A 23,242-nucleotide genomic window follows, 5' to 3' on the forward strand; every position below is an offset into this window, starting at 1 on the left:
TTAGCGCTTATAAAAAGCATAATCCAAGACCAAGGGTTCTATAGCGTTATTTCTAAAATCAACGGAAATTTGGGCCCTATGGTGGGTAGAATGGTTTATGATGTGAAACAACATATCTTGAATGGTATTGGTAAACAACCTACCTTGGGTATTCTCATAATCCAATCGCTTTTCAAAACTATCCACATTGGTGATTATCTCAAATGAGCTTCTTTGATTTTCGTAATGTATGTCTCCCCAATCCTTTAACGCTTGTAACTGAAAAACGTCGTACTCTATCTTTTTACCAAGAATTCTAGCATTCCATATATGATGGGCATTTAAAATATGACTGAAGAGCTCCGTTGTTCTATCTGGAACATTCTCCAGCTTTTGGCACTCTTCAATCAATTTCTTATTGCAGTAAAAATTATAATCGAACAGCTGATTAAAAAAAGCCTTCATAGGATCGAATGCTAATTAAGTTCCTTACCGGCTTTTATCAATAGATCCCTAGTGGCAAGAATTCCTTCCTCCTCACTTAAACGACTACCTTCATACTCCACACCTATATAGCCAGTATAACCCGCGTCCTTAACTATTTTTAGAATTCTAGGGTAATCCAATTTAGTTTCATTACCCTCTGCATCAAAATCATAGGATTTGGCACTTACGGCCAAGGCATGTGGCATAAGCTCACTAATTCCTTTATAAATATCATATTCCTCGGCACATCCGTCCTTGGTTCTTTCTATACAGAAATTGCCAAAATCCGGAAGAGTACCACAATTCTCCATATTCACCTTGGTCATTACCTCTGCCAACATAACGGCATTGGAAGACAGACCACCATGGTTCTCCACCAATACTTCAATATTTTTCCCTTTGGCATAGGTGGCCAACTGGGTTAGCCCGTCAACTGAACTGGCGACCCATTCGTTGGGAACTTTACTCCCTGAAAGGTTTACTCTAATGGCATGACAACCCATGGCTGCAGCGGCATCTACCCATTTGTAGTGATTTTCAACAGCTTCCTTTCTCTTTTTGGCATCCGTTGTGGCAAGATCTCCTTGACCGTCGATCATGATAAGCACATTTTGCATACCATGTTTTTTGCTTTCCGCATTACTTTTTTCCACGAAAGCGGCCATGGCTTCCTTGGAAAAATTTGCAGCCTCCAATTCCTTATAATATAATCCGCTTACGTATTCCAATCCTGTAAAGCCCCATTTCTTGGCTTTTTCAGCAAAGGTATAGGGGTCAACACCATCTTCACGAACCATTTTATGCATAGACCATTGGGCCAATGACAATTTAAAAAAAGGTTCCGCAGCTTTCATGGAAACCTCGGAAGCCTCCATATCTTTTTTCGGTTGCTCCTTAGGGGTTTCTTTACAAGAAAAAACAGTCATTGATAAGGCAACCAAAACTACCGCAATTCCCTTAATTTTTAAATTTTTACACTTCATATTACGTTTCGGGATTAAATCCAAGAATTAACAATTACTATAACGTTATAGTGCCATAGTATTAATAAATATAGGGTTTAAATGTAGAAAATTAATTTTATATTTAATAAATTTATTAAATAAACAATTTCATAAATGAGCAAGATTTTTAACAATGAAGTGCAGGATTCTTATGATGCAATTGTCGTAGGTACGGGAATTAGCGGAGGGTGGGCCGCCAAAGAATTGTGTGAAAAGGGGCTTAAAACCCTAGTTTTGGAACGTGGAAGAATGGTAAAACACATTGAAGACTACGAGACTGCAAATATGGATCCCTGGGATTTTCCGAATGCCGGAAAACCCACCAAGGAAGATATTGAAAAACAACCAAAACAGAACAGAACGGGATATACCACAAATGCAGCAAGTCAAATGTGGTTTGTAAATGATTTGGAACATCCCTACAACGAAATAAGGCGATTTGATTGGATGAGAGGTTACCATTTAGGAGGGCGTTCATTACAATGGGGTCGTCAAAGTTACCGTTGGAGCGACATTGATTTTACGGCCAACCTAAAGGATGGCATTGCAGTTGATTGGCCTGTCCGCTATAAGGATATTGCCCCATGGTACTCAAAAGTGGAAAACTATATTGGTGTTAGTGGAGAGGCACTTAACCTGCCCCAGTTACCGGATAGTGATTTTTTGCCACCCATGGAAATGAATTGTGTGGAAGAACAATTTAAAAATAAAGTTACGGAGGGTTTCGATGACCGCGCTGTTACCATAGGTAGAGTGGCACACATTACCGGGACCAAAAATTTTGACGGACGTACCAAATGTCAATACAGAAACCGCTGTATCAGAGGGTGTCCTTTTGGAGGTTACTTTAGCAGTTTGTCATCCACCCTGCCCGCTGCAGAGGCTACAGGAAATATGACTTTGCGAACAGACTCCATTGTTCATGAAGTAATATACGATCCCAATACCAAGAAAGCTACTGGGGTAAAGGTAATAGACAGGTTGACCAAGGAAACATTTGAGTTTAAGGCTAAGGTAATTTTCTTATGTGCCTCCTCTATTGCTTCCACTGCCATCTTAATGCAATCAAGATCTGACCGTTTCCCCAATGGTTTGGGCAATGATTCAGATCAATTGGGCCGCAATATTATGGATCACCATCTAGGTGTAGGTGCTTCCGGTAAATTCGATGGCTTCGAAGACAAATATTACAAGGGTAGAAGACCTAATGGAATATATATTCCGAGATTTAGAAACCTAGGGGGAGCTTCCGATAGAAAAGATTACAAACGTGGCTTCGGTTATCAAGGTGGAGCCAGTAGAGGCGATTGGGAAGAAACGGTTGCAGAACTCTCCTACGGAAAAGACCTTAAGGAAAATATTCTTAAGCCTGGAGGTTGGAGAATGGGCATCGGCGGTTTTGGCGAGGTGCTTCCTTATCAGGATAACAGAATGACCTTGGATTACGATAAATTAGATAGCTGGGGACTACCCACGGTAACCTTTGATGCCGATCTTCAGGAAAACGAATTCAACATGCGTAAAGACATGCAGCAATCTGCAATAGATATGTTGGAAAAAGCAGGATTGCGTGATGTCGAAGGGCATGACGGACCAACAGGTTTAGGCCTGGGCATTCACGAAATGGGTACCGCCAGAATGGGACGTAGCAGAAAAACTTCCGTGCTTAATGGGAACAACCAATTGCATGACGTACCAAATGTTTATGTAACTGATGGGTCATTTATGACTTCGGCCAGTTGCGTAAACCCCTCATTGACTTATATGGCCTTCACAGCTAGGGCCGCTGACCATGCGGTCAAAGAACTTAAAAAAGGAAATATATAATGGATAGAAGAAAAGCACTTAAAAATATGGGGCTGGCGTTGGGATACACCGTTGCCACCCCAACCTTGATCAGCATTGTACAGAGTTGTAAAAAAGACGCTGCAATGGTATGGACCCCAGACTTTCTATCGCCAGCGGAAGGATCTGTTTTAACACATTTGGTAGATATTATACTTCCAAAAACCGATACTCCTTCTGCCTCTGAGGTACAAGTACATATCTTCATAGATCGTTTTGCCAATCAGGTAATGGAAAAAGAACAACAAGATCTGCTAAAAATGACCATGGGAAAATTCATGGACAAAGCTTTGCAAGATTCGGGCAAGAAGGAGATTGGGGATTTAACCCCTAAAGAACTGGAGCCGGTCATGGCCAATGCCCTAAAAATTTCGAAAGAAGATGAGGTTAAACACTTTAAGGCAATTAGCGCTTATACGGAAGCTGTAAAAGCTGGTAAAACAGCCACCATGGATGATGAAGTTTCAAGATTTGCCTTCGCCAATAATTTAAGGGGTCTGACAATTTGGGGTTACAAGTCATCTGAATTTGTCGGGGAGAATGTATTAAGCTATTTGCCGGTACCAGGTGAATTCATTGCTTGCGGTGACCTTCAAGAATTAACTGGGGGAAAGGCCTGGTCACTATAAATTATAATAGTATTAATAAATTAAGAATAAGCTAATAGAGCTAGGATGGCCAAATGGTCAATTAGTTCTATTAGCATTATTTTATAACAAAATTCCAACCATATCCAAAAATGAACATGAAAAGAAGAGATTTTATACAGAAAACAGCCCTTACCAGTAGTGCCGTAACATTGGGAGGATCCCTAGCCTATGGCGCCAAACCTCTAATGAAAACGAAACATTCTTTCAACTTAAAATATGCCCCTCATTTTGGGATGTTTAAAAACCTTGCCGGTGATGATCTTATTGATCAAATAAACTTTATGGCCGATCAAGGGTTTACGGCATTTGAAGACAATGGCATGATGGGGAGGGACATTGCAACACAGACCAAAATAGGTGAAACCTTGGCCAAACGGAATATGACCATGGGCGTATTCGTAGTGGACAAAGGAGGTAATATGGCCAACACCCTTGCTGCCGGTAAACAGGAATACATAGATATCTTTTTGGACGGCTGTAGGAGAGCCGTAGATGTGGCTAAACGCGTCAATGCCAAATGGATGACCGTTGTACCCGGAGGATTCGAAAGAAAACTGCCGATAGGTATTCAAGATGGCAATGTAATTGAGGCCTTAAAACGAGGTGCAGAAATTTTGGAACCGCATGGCCTTGTAATGGTACTTGAACCTTTATCCGATTCTCCTGACCTATACTTACAAAATTCCGATCAAACCTATATGATATGTAAAGGTGTAAACAGTCCTTCCTGTAAGATATTGTTTGATATCTACCACATGCAGAAAACCGAAGGACATCTGATCCACAATATGGACCTTACCTGGGATGAAATCGACTATATCCAAATAGGGGACAATCCAGGCAGAAAAGAACCCACTACCGGGGAAATCAATTATAAAAATGTCTTTAAGTTTATCCATGACAAAGGGTTTAAAGGAGTCTTGGGTATGGAACATGGTAATTCCAAACCGGACAAGGAAGGGGAACTGGCGGTTATCAACGCTTATAAGTCCGAGGATAATTTTTTGTAGCCCAAAACTTTCCCTAGGTTACATTCCAGGATTTTAACGTTACATTTAGAAAGTTTCCATCTTGCTTCTTCGTCATAAGAACAAGATGGAACTTTACATTTACACCATAGCAATTTATCTTATATTCTTCGTTCTAGGACGAATAATATATCACCATCATTTTAAAAAATGACAAGGATATATTATGTTAAATTCTTGTTTTTGAGATTATTATAGTCCATTATCCCGTTTTTGTCGTATATAATTTTAATAAACCATTTAATACGGGGCAAAATGGATAAGTACATCACAATTTTAGTAATTTATTGTATAGCGTTCCTATGTGCGTTTATACTAAAACCCTATATATTCAATCGATAGGCAGCTCATTAATAGATGGAAGAACAACCATTTAGGCCATTCCTTTTACATTACAATATGGAACAAAAAATCCCCAAAGATTACCTTTGGGGATTTTTTGTTGATTAATCCGGAGATTTAAGCCCCTTAGGAGCCGCACATTAAACAATCATCATCGGCCTGACCCTCTTTGGACTTAGCTATCAGTTCCTTCATCTCAGCAGCTGTCATGGGCTGTACCTCCACCTCCTGTTGTGTAGCTGCAGTAGCTTCAACCTTAATGGCCTTGGTTACTTCCGGAGCTACTATACTAACCTCCAAAGGAGCCTCGGCCACAGGCACTTCCTGTTTCTTTGTATTGTCCAAAGTAAATTTAATGGCGTCTGCAGCAGCCTTAGTCCTTAGATAGTACATTCCTGTTTTAAGTCCGCTCTTCCAAGCATAAAAATGCATTGATGTCAACTTGGAATAATTGGCGTTCTCCATAAACAAGTTTAAGGACTGGCTCTGATCTATGAAATAACCACGTTGTCTAGACATATCAATAATATCCTTCATGCTTAATTCCCAAACCGTTTTATACAACTCCTTAATATCCGCAGGAATATTATCAATGTGTTGTACGGAACCGTTCGCACGCATCAATTCCTGTTTCATATTTTCATTCCAAAGGCCAAGACCCACCAAATCTTCCAATAAGTGCTTATTTACAACAATAAACTCCCCAGATAAAACTCTACGCGTGTAGATATTGGAAGTATACGGCTCAAAGCACTCATTATTACCTAATATTTGAGACGTAGAGGCCGTAGGCATAGGAGCTACCAATAAGGAATTGCGGACTCCGTTCTTTTTTACTTCTTTACGCAATTTTGCCCAATCCCATCTTCCGGACAATTCTTCATCCTTTACGCCCCACAAATTGTGTTGAAATTCTCCTTTGGATATTGGAGAACCTTCATAAGTTGAGTAAACCCCCTCCTCTTTTGCCAATTCCATGGAAGCCGTAACAGCAGCAAAATACAAAGTCTCAAATATCTCTTGGTTCAATTCTTTGGCAGCATCACTTGTAAAAGGTAATCTCAACATTATAAATGCATCGGCCAAACCTTGAACCCCCAAGCCAACTGGCCTATGGCGCATATTGGAATTTTCGGCCTCCTTAATCGGATAATAATTTCTGTCTATGACTTTATTTAAATTTTTGGTAACCCGTTTGGTGACCCTAAACAACTCCTTGTGATCAAACTCCCCATTCTTAATGAACATCGGAAGCGCAATGGAAGCTAAATTACAAACCGCCACCTCATCAGGCGAGGTATATTCCATTATCTCAGTACAAAGGTTGGAAGAACGAATAGTACCTAAATTCTGTTGGTTACTTTTCCTGTTGGCGGCATCCTTGTAAAGCATGTACGGAGTACCCGTCTCTATTTGGGATTCCAAGATTTTCTCCCAAAGCTCTCTGGCCTTAACCGTTTTACGTCCTTTGTTTTCTGCTTCGTATTTAATATACAAATTCTCAAATTCCTCACTGTGATGGTTAAAGAGTCCAGGGCATTCGTTAGGACACATCAGTGTCCAATTCTCGTTGGCCTCTACCCTTTTCATGAATAAATCTGGAATCCACATGGCATAAAATAGGTCCCTCGCCCTCATTTCTTCCTTACCATGATTTTTCTTCAGATCCAGAAATTCATATATGTCCGCATGCCATGGCTCAACATAAATAGCAAAACTACCTTTGCGCTTTCCACCGCCTTGATCCACATACCTTGCTGTATCGTTAAAAACTTGTAGCATTGGCACTATACCATTGGAGGTACCATTGGTCCCTGCAATATAGGAACCTGTAGCCCTAACATTGTGGATAGATAGACCAATTCCCCCAGCGGATTGCGAAATTTTTGCCGTTTGTTTAAGCGTATCGTAAATACCATCAATACTGTCGTCTTTCATTGCCAATAAAAAGCAAGAAGACATTTGAGGTTTTGGGGTACCTGAATTAAATAAGGTAGGTGTAGCGTGAGTAAAATATTTTTTGGACATCAACTCATAGGTCTCCAAAGCCGAATCCAAATCGTTTAGGTGAATGCCTATGGAAACCCTCATTAGCATATGCTGTGGTCTTTCTGCAATCTTCCCGTTCAATTTTAAAAGATAGGAACGTTCCAAAGTTTTAAATCCGAAATAATCGTAGCCAAAATCCCGGTTATAAATAATGGTAGAGTCCAGTCTATCCGCATTCTCAGAAACCACTTTGTACACCTCATCGGACAACAATGGCGCTTTTTTACCTGTTCTAGGATTTACATATTCATATAAATCCTTCATGGTTTCCGAAAAGGATTTCTTGGTATTTTTATGAAGGTTGGAAACGGAAATACGAGCGGCCAACTTGGCATAATCAGGGTGTGAAGTGGTCATTGTAGCCGCAATCTCAGCTGCCAAATTATCCAACTCGGACGTGGTTACCCCGTCATAAAGCCCTTCAATTACGCGCATGGCCACCTTCAAGGGATCAACCAGATCGTTTAGGCCATAACACAATTTTCTTACTCTAGCTGTGATCTTATCGAACATCATCAGCTCTTTTCTGCCGTCTCTTTTTACTACATACATGTTGCTACAATTTTTTTAAATGATACATAAGTCTGGGTTATGGCGCAATATGTTAAAAACGTTAACATATCAATTTTGTCGCATAAAAATCCCCTTATAACCCAAAGGGGATTTAAATAATATTATTGTATTTTAAAAATCTGCGTCGAAGCTGATTTTCTGCGAATCGTCGTCCTTATCCTTGTTGTTCGAGACCCCGGCCTTTTGATATTCAGCCACTCTTTTTTCAAAGAAATTGGTTTTACCTTGCAAGGAAATCATGTCCATAAAGTCGAACGGATTGGTTGAATTGTAAACTTTATCACATTCCAACTCCACCAACAAACGGTCTGTTACAAACTCGAGGTACTGTGTCATCAACTTAGAGTTCATTCCTATTAAACTTGCAGGAAGTGATTCTGTGATGAATTCCCTTTCTATATTTAAAGCGTTTACCAAAATCTCGGTTATACGCGCCTTAGGAACCTTGTTGATAAGGTGTTTGTTATGAAGATGAACTGCATAATCACAATGCATCCCCTCATCCCTTGATATTAATTCATTGGAAAAAGTAAGTCCCGGCATCAAGCCTCTTTTCTTTAACCAAAAAATAGAACAAAACGCACCAGAGAAGAAAATACCTTCTACAGCGGCAAAAGCTATAAGCCTTTCTGCGAAACTTGGCGAATCTATCCATTTTAATGCCCAATCAGCTTTTTTCTTAATGGCCGGAAAATTCTCAATAGCGTTAAAAAGCAAATCCTTTTCCTTTTCATCCTTAACATAAGTATCAATCAGTAGGGAATAGGTTTCAGAATGAATGTTTTCCATCATAATCTGAAAACCATAGAAGAACTTCGCCTCCGCATATTGCACTTCACTTACAAAATTTTCAGCAAGGTTTTCGTTCACAATACCATCCGAAGCAGCAAAAAAGGCCAGAATATGTTTTATAAAATAACGTTCATCACTATTCAACTTGTTGTTCCAATCGTTAAGATCGGTATGCAGGTCAATTTCTTCGGCCGTCCAAAAACTAGCCTCACATTTTTTGTACCAATCCCACAAATCATGATGTTTTATAGGAAAAATAACAAATCGGTTAAGGTTTTCTTTCAGAATCGGCTCTATAGCTGCTGACATATCTTATTTAGATTTATAGGGTTTCTTAAACTAAGGCGAAAATTTGCCCTCGGTCGGAGATAACAAAGATTGCAAAATACCCCCAATAACTAAAGCTTAATAAGCATTATTAACTACAAAGTTTTTAACACAAAATGTTGAAATGTATGTTCGCAAGTGATGTTCATTACCTTTATAGAACAAAGGCAATTATAAATAATTGGATCCGTTAGGTTCAAAAAAATAGCACTAAAAAAATAAACCAAAAAGTATATAAAAACATACTATTTGGTTTATGGTTACGCATACCTACTCACACCCATAGGTTTGGTTGAAAAGGTATGCAGTTGTCGCCCATTTCTGTTTCCAAATTAAATTTGAAAAACTATAGGGACAATGCTGCCAAGATCATAAAGACGGAAATAGCCAACATAGCCAAAAAAACTACGCTTATAGCTTTAATATTAGTAGTGTTCATATTAGTGGAGTTAGAGTTAATTTATTGAATCGAGTTTTATCCTGATATTTCATTGGATTTTATGCGACGGGAAATACAATGCTTGTGGTGTTCCTTTGTACAGACATCCAAATTCCTTTTTATAATATCTCCTAAATTTCGCTAAGCTATTATCAGGAAAACAAATATATAGTAGGGATCTAGAAGGCCATGCCTTATATGTAACAAAGTGTGCAAGAAATGTAACATGAATGCAGGATATTACAGTTCTATCGACTCCAGGTACTCTGTAGGTGTTTTCTTGTACACTTCCTTAAAACACTTAATAAAATAAGAGGGAGTGTTAAAGCCCACGGCATATGCAATTTCATTGATCGAGGCATCTGAGGTTTTTAAAATATGGATAGCTCGTTTTAGGCGTTGCGACCTTATGAATGCAGTTGTAGACAGACCAGTATATGCCAAAAGTTTTCGATGCAGCTGCATTCTGCTCATACCTAATTTTGCACAAAAAGCCGCTGCGTTGAATTTGGTATCCAACAAGCATTCCTCCAGAACCTTTTCCAACCTAGTAAGGAATACCTCATCAGTAGGGGTAATAGCAATATCCTTTGCCTCCAAAATCAATTCGTGGCTATACCGTTTGCGAAGCATTTTCCTGGTTCCAATTAAGTTTTCCACACGTGTTTCCAGACTTCTTACCTTAAAAGGTTTGGTGATAAAATCATCTGCCCCGGACAACAACCCTTTCAATTCCTGCTCCTCATCGATCCCTGCCGTAAGCAGAATAATGGGAACATGGCTTGTACGCTCATCGGTCTTTAATCTATTACAAAGCTCTATCCCGTCGCAAACTGGCATGCGGACATCAGAAATAATGAGGTCCGGAACCACTTCCAAGGCAGTTTTTACTCCTTCCAAGCCATTACTCGCTTGCAAGATTCGATACTTGGTGCTCCAAACAGCATAAAGAAATTCACGTATTTCTACATGATCTTCTACAATCAACAAAATAGGCAAGTCCTTTGTCTTCTCGTTCTGCTCCTTAGGATTCTTGGTAGGCACCAAACCTTCTTTATGGTTATTTATGGTAGGAGCATCTATTTCTACTACTTCCTCTATTGCTTCCAAATTTTTAAATTCGGATCTTATTATAGGCAAGGTTACCATAAAATGAATAACCCCGCCCTTTTCCATTTGTGCCGATATGGTTCCTTGATATATATTAATTAGTTCCTTCACTAAGGAAAGACCTACCCCAGCACCATCCGAATATTCGTCCTTCTGGTAAAAACGTGTGAAAAGAAGGTCTATATCCATATCGGAATAATTCTCTACGGTATTTTTTACACTTATCACCACTTTTTCGTCTTTGTTGTTGGCAATAAACTGGCACATACCCTCCTCGCTTACATATTTAAAGGCATTGGAAAGAAGGTTGACAATAATTTTCTCCATTGCATCCTCGTCGAACCAGGCATTGGGCAAAGGATCAATTTCAACCCTATAATCAATGTTCCCCATGGAAGCCCTATATCTAAAGGAGGATGTTAACATCCCCAAAAAAAGTCCGAGATCACCTTCAGCAATCCTTAATTTCAATTTTCCCTTTTCCAGTTTTGCCAGATGTAAGAGTTGATCTACCAAGGCAATTAATCTATTAATATTCCGCTTCATCATAGAGAAATTGGCAAAATCCGTATCGGAAAGGTTGCCTTGCCCCAATTTTACATCAACTGGTCCCGATATTAAAGTCAAAGGGGTCCGGAATTCATGGGAAATATCTGTATAAAGTTTGGACTTAAATTCATTAAGTTCCTTAAATCGTTCTGTCTCCTCTACTTTTAAACGAAGGCTAAGCTGCATGCGCCATCTCCATTTCAGGTAAGCATAAACCCCATATAGCAACATAAAAAACAGAAGCACATAAGCTATCTTGGCCGGGAGTGTTAAATACCAAGGTGCCAATATTGAAAATGAATAGCTAACGGGCACAATGTTCCAAACGCCGTCATAATTACTACTCTTCACCTGAAATTTGTAATCACCAGATGGCAATCTGGTATAGCGGGCGAAGTTCTTGTTCCCTGAAAAAACCCATTCGGTATCAAAATTAACCAGCCTATATTGGTATTGATTTTTTTGGGGAAGGGAATATTGAAGACTGGAAAAGGTAAAGGAAATGGTATTTTGTTTGGCTTCCAAGGCAAGCCCTTCCGTTAAAGGCATGGGAGTATTAAATACATCGAACCCTGTAATCATAGTTTTGGGCAAGATATTATTCTCTTTTAATTCGTTAGGCCTAAACCAGTAAAATCCGTCCAACCCACCAAAATAAAGACTGCCTTCCGAGTCCTTATAGGCCGCACCGGTATTAAACTCAGTAGCCAACCCCTCGTAGTTGGCGTAGTTTACTATATCCGGGGCTTCATCCAATAAGTTGCCTCTTGTAAATTTGGTAATTCCCTTGTTGGAACTCAACCATAAATTACCTTCACTATCGGGCAAAATCCCATAAATAACATTATTGGCCAAGCCGTCCTTTTCACTGTAGTGGTAAAATCGCTTGTTTTTAACATCATATGCATTGAGACCACCACCGTTGGTACCTATCCACAAGATTCCACTGGGTGCGTAATACAAACTTTTTATACTATTCGATGACAGCGAATTTGTATTTGTCAAATACTGAAATGCTCTAAATGTTTCCTTTTTAACATCAAAATAAGCAATTCCATGACTCTCTGTCGCAATCCACAAATTTCCTTCTCCATCTGCCGTGATAGCTCTGATGTTATTACTGGGAATCCCATTCTTGTTCCGTGAGTCATAAGCATATTGACTAATAACCCCATTTTCTTTATCAAATTGAATTAGACCTTGGTCTCGTGTTCCCAACCAGACTCTATTGTCTTTGTCCTCAAAAATACACCAAACGGTATTGGCATTTAATTTGATTTCCGAAGTATTGGAAAAATGCAAAATATTACCCCCCGGTTCCATAATATTTAAGCCTCCCTCCTGAGTTCCTATCCATAAATTATTGTCCCTATCCACATAAAGGCTCATGATACGGTCTGAAGAAATTGTTTTATTGTCTCCAGATATGGCCTTAAAGGTTCTCCAGCTATTGGTGTCGGGACTATACTGTGTAAGTCCCTTGCCCGAGGTACCTATCCAAACAGATTTCTCCTTGTCTACGACAATAGACCTTACCACATCTATACTTACGTCCTCTGGGGTCTGATAATCTGTGAAAGAATTGAATTTTTCCAAATATTCATCGTAATAGCTCATTCCAGCTCCATCCGTACCAAACCACAAAGTGCCAGTATAATCTTCATAGATACTAAGTATATCATTGTAATGCAGAGCGGTGGGGTTATGTTTTTCGGTGACAAAATTGATTATTGAAAACTGTTCAAAATTTACCATATATAGCCCATGACCATAAGTGGCTATCCAAAGTCTATCTTTAGAATCCAAATACAAATCGGTAATATTCAAATCTGTCGGTAATGAATCTTTAAAAGACAAATTGTGGATACGATTCAAAGGGCCTCCGCCCGAAGATCTAAAATAAAGTCCGTCACCAAATGTGCCAATCCATTCCCTTGCCGAACCATCAACAACGATATCACTGAAATTAGCGTCAACCATGATGCCCTGGTTCGTGTGTGCCCGTACGTACCCAAACCTATTGTTACGAGCATCGTATTCCGCCATTTCATCCTCCATTGCCAACAATAAGACTCCTTTATCATTTTGGGTCAAATTGTAAATGGTATTACTGAGAACTGTAGGGGGAATTACTTGTTGTACTTTCTCCTGACCATTTTTTAGAGCATACAATCCATCTGAATAAGTCCCAATCCAAAGATTAAGCTCCCTATCCATAAAAATGGCACTGGCATCGGTCACTCCCGCTAAGGGATCAAAACTATTTGTTTTTGTGTTTAGTTTATACGGTAAACGATCCATGGGGATTATCCAAATATCACCCTTTTTATCGGTATAGACTTTCCCCAAATTACTGTAGTTAGACCGGGTAATATCTACAAAAGCGAAAGGGAACGTTGTAAACATTCTACCATCGTATTTATTTAGTCCATCTTGGGTCGCAATCCATAGATATCCTATACTATCTTGGGTAATAGATATAGCACTGTTCTGTGAGAGTCCGTCCTGTACGGAGAGTTGTCTAAATTTAATCTGGGATTGCGATTGGGCCGTAAAAATGGTATTGAGATACATCACTCCCAATAATATAAATCCCAATAGTGGTGAAGTAATTTTTTTGCCCAAAGCCATCCCTTTCTGTTATAAAACGCTATAACAAGATAAGGTTTATCCAAGAAGAAATCAATCCTACCCTAATATTGATGCTTTAAATGAAGTAATATAGGGAGCTCTAGAACTAAAGACAATTTGTATTTCCTGATTAAAAAAAAAAGTGGCAATTTATTAATCCGTTGTCAATACCAATAAAAAAACTACCAAAAAAAGTGCGATCCAACAGATGAAATGAGATTATGAAATACGAGTATCGGATTCACACGTTTAGGTAGTTCCCCCGAAACCTAAATACTATGCGAATTCCAAAACCTACAAGTTGATTGTGTTTTTCAAACTTACATTTACATCCTTCGGATTGTTTTTAACAATGACATGTTCATATTTAAAACTTAATCCTACAGGACCGCACTTTTTTTGGTAGTTAATTTTTGTTATTTACTCTTATGGCCATTGATTACTATTAATATATTACCTACTTGAAGGATTATTTACAGTTTTAAATACCTAATATCTCCTGTCAGCCCCCGCCTTATTTTCTACTAGGGTCCTATTATGCATATTCGTATCTACCTTGTTCTCCACTAAATTGTTCTCTAGGGAAGTTGTGTTCTTATTATCCGTAATTACAGCAACGACAAGTACTAAAACTAAAACGATAAAGAAAACTATACATTTATTCATCACCAGGTTTTTTTGCACTGTAGGTTATACATAATCATTTATTGGGAAATAATTATGTTAATCAAATGTAGCTGAAATGCACTAATGGATGTTGCTTAATTGTGTAAATGGTAAATTATCCTGTATAAATGACATTGATCAAATTCGAGATGCCTCTTCATTAGTTCCTAGTTTAACCATGGCCAAGATTCTATAAAGATCCAATCTTAAACTATTTGCCACCAACCATACTCAATTCATTTCCATTGACACAAAATATAGGAGGCTTAACAAACAATAGTTTTAATTTTGAGTATCTTTCCTAAACTATGTTAGAAGCAGTATTAGTAGACGACGAAATTAAGGCCCTCCAGAGTCTTTCCTGGGAGTTGACCAACTTTAGTGATGAAATTAAAGTGGTTGCCTCTTTTACGGACCCTATTGAGGCATTAAAATATTTGGAACAGCACCCTCCGGATTGTTTGTTCCTGGATATTGAAATGCCCACTATGGATGGTTTTCAATTTATTCAAAAATTACAAAACAAGGAATTTCCAGTGGTCATCACTACGGCCTATAACCAATATGCTATTAAGGCCCTTAAAAACGAGGCCATTGACTATCTTCTAAAACCGATAGACACGGACGATTTAAATGCCACCATTGCCAAAATAAAAAAGTTCAATAATAAGAATTATACGGCGGAAAAACTGGAAAAAATTTTATTGAAATTCAATTCAGATTCACTTCAAAAAAAGATTACCATCAATACAGACGGGAAATTATTATTTTTACAAAGTGATGAAATTCTTTTTGCGGAATCCGACGGTAATTACAGTACGTTATTTTTAAGCGATGGTCAAAAAATTTTACTTACCAAAAAATTAAAGGAAGTAAATCAAATACTGCCGAAGGATACTTTTTTTAGAATTCACAATTCCTTTATCATCAACCTGAATAAAATAAAGGAATTTCTTAAAACAGATGGTTATGTCATTTTACAATCCAACCATAAAATCCCTGTTTCAAGACAAAAAAAATCCGACTTTTTAGATTTAATATAATCTATCACCATAACATGAATTTTCCCTCCAGCATTTTTTTATTTATACGGAGATTTTTATTCCTAAAATCGAGGGAATTCCTTTTTTTTTTAATTCTTACCTTATTTTGCAGTTCCCAAGGCGTTTCACAGGAGGTTACCGAAGAATTTAAAAGAGTAACGGATAGCTTAATAAACGCTGCCCCTAGAACTTACCAAGAATTGGATTCTATATTAAATTCCAAAAGAAGCGATACCATTTATATGCGCTACTTTAATAATGAAGCCGCAAAAAAACAATATTTATCGGGACAATCATATGCTTTAAACCAATTAGGTAGAAAGTACAGGGATATTTCACAATATACCAAGGCCGTTGCACTTCACCAAAAAGGATTACAGGCCGCTATGGACGACAACAATCTGGAGTTCAGAGTATTTAGCTTAAATATGCTGGGCGTGGTTTACAGGAGAAATGATTCCATTAAAATAGCTTTGGACTATCATCAAGAGGCCTTGGAGTTGGCAGAGTCCGTTTCCAATCCCTCGAACGAACTCAAAAAGAGCATTAACGTATCCTTAAATAGCATTGGAAATCTTTATCTGACCCTTAAACAGTATGAAATAGCTATTTCCCAATTTAAAAGGGCCATGGAATCGGCTAAAGAGCTGGGCAACAAATTGGGATTGGCCATCAATTATCAGAATATTGGTGAATGTTTGGAATATAAGGGAGAATTGGAGGAAGCGCTTCACTACTACAGAACCTCGTTGGATTACAATAATGAAATTGACAATGACAAGGGTAAAATTATTTGCAAAAACAGTATTGCCCAAGTTTATTTAAAACAAAATAAATTGTATGAGGCGGTTGAGATTCTTGAACCTAATCTCCTAGCCGCAGAGATGCTGGGCGATATGTCGATTATCACAGCCATCAACATTAATATGGGCTGGGCGTTGATGGAGTTAAAACAATATGACAAAGCAGAAGAATTTCTCACTTCTGGTTTGGAAATGTCCAAAAAACACCACCTTCCTAGCTCCATTGCACAAGCCTATGCCTTCCTTTCCAAATTATTTACCTACAAGTCAGATTACAAGAACGCATTGGAGTATTACCAATTGGCCGAAAAATTTAACGAAGAAATCAATAGTGAGGTCAATCGACGTTATATAAATGACCTGATCATCAAATATGAAACTGAAAAAAAAACCAATCAAATAGAGGCGCTGGCCAGGGAAAACGAGTTTATCAACCTTCGGCTGCGCAAAAAGACCAATACCTTAATTATTGGCGCATTGGGTATGGCTCTTTTGACTTTTATATTGTATATCCTCTATAGGCAGAAGGAACTTAAGAACGAGAAACAGATACTTACCTTGGAACAAAGCATGTTGCGCAGCCAAATGAATCCGCATTTTTTGTTCAATTCCCTGAATTCCATTAAGCTCTATATCATAAATAACGAAAAGAAGAATGCCGTGCACTACCTCAATAAATTCTCAAAATTGGTGCGCAAAATTCTGGAATCCTCTTCCTTGAAAGAAATATCCTTGGCAGACGAATTGGAAACCATTGACCTATACATGAACATCGAGAATATTAGATTTTCCAACGAAATAAATTTCAAGGTACGTGTGGAGGAACCCATAGATGAGCACACCGTTAAGATTCCTTCGCTAATTCTTCAACCATTTCTGGAAAATGCCCTGTGGCATGGGCTTTCCTCCAAAGAAGGGGAAAAAAATATACTACTGCACGTAAGTCGGGAAAACGATAAGTTTATTCAAATAAGTATTACCGACAACGGCGTTGGGCGGGAAGCCTCCGAAAGAATAAAGGAAAGTAAAATTTTGAAACGCAAATCCATTGGTATAGATATCACTAAGGAAAGGCTGGCCAATTTCTCCAAAGATTTCGAAAATTCCTTTCAGGTAGAAATAATAGACCTTTATGACATTAACAAAGTGGCATTGGGCACCAAGGTAGTACTACATATCCCTACCCATTAGTATGCTCCAGAGCTATTTGTTCCAATTCGGCATACCATTTTTTCCCAAACTTGCGAATCAAGGCCTCCTTTACAAATTTATAAATTGGTACTTTAAGTTCATTTCCCAATGAACATGCTGGGTCGCAGATTTCCCATTTATGATAATTAACTGCCGTAAGTTCCGAATACTCGCGGACACGGATAGGATATAAATGACAGGATACTGGCTTCTTCCATTTGGTAGCCCCTTGATTATAAGCTTCTTCAAGTCCGCATTTGGTTATTCCCTTGTCGTCAAAGACCACATAGGCACATTCACTACCATTTACCAATGGGGTTTCCCATTCGCCATCTTCACCGCGAATAAAGGCTCCTTGCTTTTCTATTTCGGCAATACCCTCTGCCCTTAAGAAGGGTTTTACCTTACTGTAGATGTCCACCAAAATCTCTGTTTCCCTATCTTCCAGGGGTGCACCAGCCTCTCCATCAACACAGCAGGCTCCTTTACAGGCACTTAAATTACAAACGAAATCGTTTTCAATAATTTCCTCGGATACTATTGTTTTTCCTAGTTGGAACATACCATTTTATTAGGCAGCAAATATAATTCTTTAAGGGGATATATTTTCCCTTAATTAAATCCAAATGCCCCTAATTAAACGTAAATTTGCCGCGTCTTAGGAGGAAAGGGCGAAATAAACACCTTATGGACTAAGATTATATTAATTAAGCTATGGAATTCAATTTTAATTTTAGGGAAATTGTTACTGCAAGTATGGTCCTTTTTGCAGTAATTGATATTATAGGGAGTATTCCTATCATCATAACCTTGAGAAAGAAAGTAGGACACATACAATCCGGAAAAGCATCGTTTGTCTCGGCCTGTATTATGGTGGCTTTCTTGTTTGTGGGCGAGGAAATCCTAAATCTCATAGGGATAGATGTCAACTCCTTTGCCGTTGCAGGGGCTTTTGTAATTTTCTTTTTGGCGATAGAGATGATTTTGGGTATTACCCTTTATAGGGATGAACAACCGGAAAGCGCTTCCATTGTCCCAATCGCTTTTCCCTTGATTGCGGGTGCCGGTACGGTTACCACGCTTCTTTCCCTAAGGGCGGAATACTACGTAGAGAATATCATTGTCGCCATTATAATAAATGTTATTTTTGTATACCTTGTCCTTAAATCTTCTAGTAAAATAGAGAAATTTTTGGGTAAAAACGGGCTTAATGTGATCAGAAAAATATTTGGCGTTATACTTTTGGCCATTGCGGTCAAACTATTTACCTCAAATATCAACCAGTTATTTTAATCAATTAAGAAAAAAGGTGAGATGAACAAAATATTAATAGTAATACTCATTGTATTGGGATTGGCCTTAATAGCCTATAACGTAACTTTAGTGGATTTTGAAGACCCTTTTCAGGGAAATAGTATAATAGCCTTGATAGGGATCGTGGCTTCCTTATGCGCCATTGCCCTATTGTTGATTTATACTACCTCTAAAAAGATCCAGAAAAAAATAGAACAAGATTAATTTTTGGCTTCAATTTTATCTGCCTCTTTTTGGCTTATGGTAGGTTTATCCAATTCCAAAACCTTTTTCAGCATATCATCTTCCCCACTTTTTATTTTAGCATAGGTATTGGGGTCGAACAATTGCTCTGCCAAGGTGGCCTTTATATATAATTTTATTTTTTCCTCAAAGGCATAAAAGTCCATTTTGATATTTCTGGCCAAGCAATAGTCAATAAATACCTCGAAGAGGATATCATCTACCCTAAAATTATTGACAAATTCTTCCTTGGAATAGCCTTTGTACTGTGCCCTATTCCCATCCAAATGCTCAAACACAAAATAGGATAGAAAGCCTACGCTTTCCATACTTTCAAAATATTCGGATTCGTTGGTCCCAATAGGCACAAAAACATCTGGTATTATGCCGCCACCACCATAGACCACCTTGCCTTTAGGAGTTTTAAACTTTAGCGAATCGGCCACTTTAATGCTGTCCACCGAAATTAGTTCACCGCTATGGTAACGATCGGTGAATTTCTGATAATAATCCTTATTCCCCTTTTCGTACGATTTCTGAATGGAACGGCCTGTTGGGGTGTAATATCTGGAAACCGTTAAACGCACCGCAGAACCGTCTCCCAAATCCATTTCGCGCTGCACCAAGCCCTTGCCAAAAGACCTACGACCTATTATGGTACCTATATCATTGTCCTGTAAGGATCCAGCAATGATCTCGCTAGCAGAAGCGGAACGCTCATTAATTAAAACATATACGGGTTTATCCTCAAAATCCCCTTTTTTAGTAGCAAATACCTTATCGATCTTGCCCTTTTTATTTTTAGTAAATAAAATCAACTTGCCATCCGAGAGAAACTCATCCGCCATCTGTTCGGCAATGCCCAAATAACCCCCAGGGTTATCCCTAAGGTCCAAGGTTAATTTCCTAGCTCCTTGGGCCTCCAACTTTCTAAGGGCCGTTCTAAACTCTTTATAGGTAGATTCGGCAAAACGATTTACCTTGATATAACCCATATCCTTGGTAAGCATATAATAAGCCTCTACACTTTTTATAGGGACAACATCTCTTTTGATATTTACACTGAAGGTGGTTTTATCATCTTTCCGATATACCTGTAACTTAACCGGAGATCCCTTTTTTCCTTTAAGTTTTTCCACGACCAAATTATTGGGAATATTCTCCCCGAATAAAGTATCATTATCGGCCATTAATATACGGTCCCCAGGCAGGAGGCCTTTTAGAAAACTTGGCCCGTCCACAACAGTTCTAATTACGGAAATCGTATCCTTGTACATATAGAAATTAACCCCGATCCCTACAAAATCCCCTTTCATATTTTCGGAGACTTTATCCATTTCCTGTTTAGGGATATACACTGAATGTGGATCCAATTTTTCAAGAATATTGTTAACGGTAACATCTACAATGCTATCCGTATTTATCTCATCCACGTATTCATAATCTATATAGTCTATTAGTCTATTGAGCTTGTCCTTTTTAGAATTGGTTGTGAAAAGTTTTTCTGGAGAATCATTAAAGTTCAATTTTCCACCAACAAATATTCCAATGGCAATTGCCAGGGCTATTACTGTGGGCCATATGTAGGTGTTTATTTTCTTCATGATTCAAATTAGCATTTTACACATTCACAATTATGGGAAGGTGAACAAGTTGTACTCCAGCTTTGTCAAGAAATTGCAAACCAGAGTCATCTTTATAGGCTTTCTGATATACTACACGTTTTATGCCAGACTGATGTATTAGTTTACTGCACTCCTTACAGGGCGACAATGTAATGTATAATGTAGCACCCTCACAGGATTGGGTGGAGGAGGCAACCTTGGATATGGCATTGGCTTCGGCATGCAAAACATACCATTTGGTATAACCCTCTTCATCCTCACAAATATTTTCAAAACCAGTTGGAGTTCCATTATAACCATCGGAAATAATCATCCTATCCTTTACTATGATGGCCCCGACCTGTTTGCGCTTGCAAAAAGAGAGCTTACCCCATTCACTGGCCATACGTAAATACGCTTTATCGTACTTTTCTTGTTTACGTTCTTTCATTCAATAATTTTTCCCCACTACTGCATTGGGTCATTTCCGAGTATTGCGCCAATAGACCCCTCTTAATTTTTCCCAATGGTTTGTTTCCACAAAGGTAAGGCAACTTTGTATTGAAAATATTAGCCAATAGGGATTAAATCAATTTTGTATTTACTAAGATAGCTGCTACCAACAATTCCCGCAATCAAGAAAGGTTAAGATTTAGCCAAACTCTACCAAGGAAACGTAGTAATCAACATAGGTATTGTAATGAACAGAACAATAATCGACATTATTTGGATAAAAGAAGGTTGTTTCACCTTAAACAAGGATCTTACAATGTAATTCCCTGAAAGCACCGCAAGTAGAATTAATATTTGTGAAATTTCTATCCCAGCCGCAAATCCCAATAAGGGCGAAATTTTCTCCTCTTCCCCAGCCATCAACATCTTAAAGTAATTGGAAAATCCAAAACCATGAACGAGTCCAAAAAAACCTGTGGCCACTAAGTAAGCAGCCATGTTTTTTTGATCAGTGGTTTTCTTGGAACTAATTAAATTATACATAGCTGTAAAAAATATGGTGACCGGAATCAAAAATTCAATGAGACTTACATCCACTACCACCACTTCATATACCGAAAGACCAAGTGAAAAACAATGGGCTATTGTAAATACCGTAGCAAGCACCAATACTTTTTTCCAATCCACAAAGGTAAAAGGTAGGGTTAGGGCCGCCAAAAACAAGATATGATCATAAGCATCCAAATCCAATACATGTTCCAATCCCAACTGAATATAAAATCCAAAATCTCCCATAATCAATACTTTATGCAGAAATATTTACTTTCCATGAATAAAATTATTAAAGACCTCTTTCTTGCTGAATAATTTCATATGCTTTCTGAACCTCCTTAAATTTTTCCTCAGCCCCTTTCTTAATAGCTTCATTTTCTGTGTTCACCCTATCGGGGTGGTACTTTTTGGCCATGGTCCTATAGGCCTTCTTAACCTCCTCGTCCGACACCGATTTTTCTATTTCCAAAATTTTATAGGCATTATCGGCCGATTTGATAAACATAGCCTTAATACTTTCAAAATCGATCTGACTTACCCTAAAATATCCTGCTATTTCCGAAATTTTATTTATTTCTGCAGGTCGTAGGGTCCCATCAGCCTGAGCGATACCGAACAAAAAATGTAATAATTGAAGCCTAACCTCATATCTAGTACGTTGATTTAGATAGCTGCATATACGCTCTGCGGATACCTCCCTTTTTTTAACAACCTCATTAAAGGTCCTGAAAATAGCATTGGCCTTGTCCTTGCCATAGGTGCTCACAAAATATCGCCTTACATAATCCATTTCTGTCTGACTAACGGATCCATCCGCCTTTATGACTATGGAACAAAGGGAAAGCAAATTAATCTCAAAATCGGCAGGAGATACATTTTGTTGTGTAATATCCTTAAAAATAGACCGCGCACCTCCACCGCCCGAGCTTTTTAGGTTATCGAAAAAACTACCAATTATAAATCCTAGAATAGCCCCAGGAAACCTAAAGGTGTAATATCCTAATATTGCGGCAAACCATTTAATCATCTTATATCCAAATTTTGGCAAAGATATAATTTTACGTTACAACAGAAGGTCTAATGAAAAGTTAAGGTATTCCATTAGAATGCTTCAAAATGGTTATCTTTGAAAACTTTAGTAATAATCGAATAAAAAATAATACTATGTATCCTGCGGAATTAGTAAAACCTATGAGACAAGACTTGGCAGTTGCCGGTTTTGAAGAATTATATACAGCCGATGCGGTTGAAAGTGCCATAAGTAAAAAAGGAACTACTTTGGTGGTGGTTAACTCGGTTTGCGGATGTGCCGCTGCCAATGCTAGACCAGCAGCCAAAATGAGCCTACAAAACCCTAAAAAGCCAAATCATTTGGTAACTGTATTTGCAGGTGTGGATACTGAGGCCGTGAATGCGGCAAGGAATGCAATGATTCCTTTTCCTCCGTCTTCCCCAAGCATGGCCCTTTTTAAAGATGGGGAATTGGTACACATGATAGAACGTCATCATATAGAAGGCAGACCTGCAGAAGTTATAGCAGAAAATTTAATGGAGGCCTATAACGAATTCTGTTAATGAATTGAGGTCTCA

18 protein-coding genes are annotated in these 23,242 nt (G+C 38.4%); 8 read left to right on the plus strand and 10 right to left on the minus strand.

Annotated features, from left to right (window positions below; genetic code table 11):
- Positions 1–444, minus strand: coding sequence for a DinB family protein (locus H4O18_RS05365; protein WP_187582171.1), 444 nt, complete (start codon positions 442–444; stop codon positions 1–3).
- 11 nt (positions 445–455) lie between these two features.
- Positions 456–1,448 (minus strand): sugar phosphate isomerase/epimerase family protein, encoded by a 993-nt coding sequence (locus H4O18_RS05370; protein WP_187582173.1) that lies wholly within the window; start codon positions 1,446–1,448, stop codon positions 456–458.
- Positions 1,449–1,583: 135 nt separating this feature from the next.
- Here H4O18_RS05370 and H4O18_RS05375 point away from each other — a divergent pair, with 135 nt between their 5' ends.
- The 3 genes from H4O18_RS05375 to H4O18_RS05385 all read left to right on the plus strand — a co-directional run bounded on the left by H4O18_RS05375 (position 1,584) and on the right by H4O18_RS05385 (position 4,974).
- The gene (locus H4O18_RS05375) at positions 1,584–3,296 is read left to right on the plus strand and encodes a GMC oxidoreductase (protein ID WP_187582175.1); all 1,713 of its coding nucleotides are present in this window, start codon (positions 1,584–1,586) and stop codon (positions 3,294–3,296) included.
- Complete coding sequence (locus H4O18_RS05380; RefSeq protein ID WP_187582177.1) at positions 3,296–3,943, plus strand: gluconate 2-dehydrogenase subunit 3 family protein; 648 nt, start codon at positions 3,296–3,298, stop codon at positions 3,941–3,943. The genes H4O18_RS05375 and H4O18_RS05380 overlap by 1 nt, the downstream gene beginning before the upstream one ends.
- Positions 3,944–4,053: 110 nt before the next feature.
- The gene (locus H4O18_RS05385; RefSeq protein WP_343065414.1) at positions 4,054–4,974 is read left to right on the plus strand and encodes a hydroxypyruvate isomerase family protein; all 921 of its coding nucleotides are present in this window, start codon (positions 4,054–4,056) and stop codon (positions 4,972–4,974) included.
- 486 nt (positions 4,975–5,460) lie between these two features.
- On the opposite strand, the gene H4O18_RS05390 is transcribed toward H4O18_RS05385, so the two are convergent.
- The 3 genes from H4O18_RS05390 to H4O18_RS05400 form a co-directional block, all read right to left on the minus strand.
- Entirely contained in the window at positions 5,461–7,935 is a 2,475-nt protein-coding gene (locus tag H4O18_RS05390) for a ribonucleoside-diphosphate reductase subunit alpha (protein ID WP_187582179.1), read from the minus strand.
- Positions 7,936–8,067: 132 nt separating this feature from the next.
- On the minus strand, positions 8,068–9,057 hold the full coding sequence (locus H4O18_RS05395) for a ribonucleotide-diphosphate reductase subunit beta (RefSeq protein WP_187582181.1): 990 nt from the start codon (positions 9,055–9,057) through the stop codon (positions 8,068–8,070).
- 697 nt (positions 9,058–9,754) lie between these two features.
- Complete coding sequence (locus tag H4O18_RS05400; RefSeq protein WP_187582183.1) at positions 9,755–13,804, minus strand: two-component regulator propeller domain-containing protein; 4,050 nt, start codon at positions 13,802–13,804, stop codon at positions 9,755–9,757.
- Between the two features lie 974 nt (positions 13,805–14,778).
- Between H4O18_RS05400 and H4O18_RS05405 the strand changes: the two genes are divergently transcribed.
- The gene (locus H4O18_RS05405) at positions 14,779–15,513 is read left to right on the plus strand and encodes a LytR/AlgR family response regulator transcription factor (RefSeq protein ID WP_187582185.1); all 735 of its coding nucleotides are present in this window, start codon (positions 14,779–14,781) and stop codon (positions 15,511–15,513) included.
- Between the two features lie 14 nt (positions 15,514–15,527).
- Positions 15,528–17,507: a tetratricopeptide repeat-containing sensor histidine kinase gene (locus tag H4O18_RS05410; protein ID WP_187582189.1), complete on the plus strand. Its 1,980-nt coding sequence runs from the start codon at positions 15,528–15,530 to the stop codon at positions 17,505–17,507.
- Here the strand turns inward: H4O18_RS05410 and H4O18_RS05415 are convergent.
- On the minus strand, positions 17,497–18,069 hold the full coding sequence (locus H4O18_RS05415) for a DUF3109 family protein (protein ID WP_187582191.1): 573 nt from the start codon (positions 18,067–18,069) through the stop codon (positions 17,497–17,499). The genes H4O18_RS05410 and H4O18_RS05415 overlap by 11 nt on opposite strands.
- Positions 18,070–18,221: 152 nt before the next feature.
- On the opposite strand from H4O18_RS05415, the gene H4O18_RS05420 reads away from it, so the two are divergent.
- Positions 18,222–18,800, plus strand: coding sequence for a MarC family protein (locus tag H4O18_RS05420; protein WP_187582193.1), 579 nt, complete (start codon positions 18,222–18,224; stop codon positions 18,798–18,800).
- Between the two features lie 21 nt (positions 18,801–18,821).
- Positions 18,822–19,025: a hypothetical protein gene (locus H4O18_RS05425; RefSeq protein WP_187582196.1), complete on the plus strand. Its 204-nt coding sequence runs from the start codon at positions 18,822–18,824 to the stop codon at positions 19,023–19,025.
- On the opposite strand, the gene H4O18_RS05430 is transcribed toward H4O18_RS05425, so the two are convergent.
- The 4 genes from H4O18_RS05430 to H4O18_RS05445 form a co-directional block, all read right to left on the minus strand.
- Positions 19,022–20,647 carry a S41 family peptidase gene (locus H4O18_RS05430; RefSeq protein WP_187582198.1) on the minus strand — a complete coding sequence of 542 codons (1,626 nt, stop codon included), beginning with the start codon at positions 20,645–20,647 and terminating at the stop codon, positions 19,022–19,024. The genes H4O18_RS05425 and H4O18_RS05430 overlap by 4 nt on opposite strands.
- A gap of 16 nt (positions 20,648–20,663) precedes the next feature.
- Positions 20,664–21,098 carry a deoxycytidylate deaminase gene (locus tag H4O18_RS05435; protein WP_187582200.1) on the minus strand — a complete coding sequence of 145 codons (435 nt, stop codon included), beginning with the start codon at positions 21,096–21,098 and terminating at the stop codon, positions 20,664–20,666.
- A 212-nt stretch (positions 21,099–21,310) separates the two neighbouring features.
- Complete coding sequence (locus H4O18_RS05440) at positions 21,311–21,895, minus strand: HupE/UreJ family protein (protein ID WP_187582201.1); 585 nt, start codon at positions 21,893–21,895, stop codon at positions 21,311–21,313.
- Positions 21,896–21,941: 46 nt separating this feature from the next.
- Complete coding sequence (locus H4O18_RS05445) at positions 21,942–22,679, minus strand: TerB family tellurite resistance protein (RefSeq protein WP_187582203.1); 738 nt, start codon at positions 22,677–22,679, stop codon at positions 21,942–21,944.
- Between the two features lie 137 nt (positions 22,680–22,816).
- Between H4O18_RS05445 and H4O18_RS05450 the strand changes: the two genes are divergently transcribed.
- The gene (locus tag H4O18_RS05450; RefSeq protein WP_187582204.1) at positions 22,817–23,227 is read left to right on the plus strand and encodes a BrxA/BrxB family bacilliredoxin; all 411 of its coding nucleotides are present in this window, start codon (positions 22,817–22,819) and stop codon (positions 23,225–23,227) included.
- Positions 23,228–23,242 lie beyond the last annotated feature (15 nt).

It is taken from the genome of Arenibacter arenosicollis (assembly GCF_014397245.1).
In the GTDB taxonomy this organism is placed as follows: Bacteria; Bacteroidota; Bacteroidia; order Flavobacteriales; family Flavobacteriaceae; genus Arenibacter; species Arenibacter arenosicollis.